1 protein-coding gene is annotated in these 300 nt (G+C 59.3%); it reads right to left on the reverse strand.

The window, feature by feature from the left end; all coding sequences use genetic code 11:
• Positions 1 to 300: 3-hydroxyacyl-CoA dehydrogenase family protein (locus EN804_RS36285; RefSeq protein ID WP_246693555.1), on the reverse strand; the 300-nt coding region annotated here is incomplete at both ends.

Below are 300 nucleotides of genomic sequence, written 5' to 3' on the forward strand. Positions count from 1 at the left end.
CTTGGCGGGCTTTGGCGGGTAGTCGTAAAAGCCCTTGGCGTTCTTACGGCCAAAGCGGCCCTCGCCTTCCACCAGCTTCTTCACCAGCTCCATATGGCGCGGATCGACCGCCTTTTCGCCGAGATCGGCGACGGTGGCTTTCAGGATCTTGTAGGAAAGATCGATGGCCACTTCGTCGTTCAACGCCAAGGGGCCCACCGGCATGCCGGCGAATTTCGCGGCATTTTCGATCATTGTGGGCGGCACGCCTTCGATCAGCATGTCGTAGCTTTCGGCCATGTAACGCAGCACGCAGCGATT

Source organism: Mesorhizobium sp. M8A.F.Ca.ET.161.01.1.1, from assembly GCF_004792105.1.
GTDB lineage: Bacteria > Pseudomonadota > Alphaproteobacteria > Rhizobiales > Rhizobiaceae > Mesorhizobium.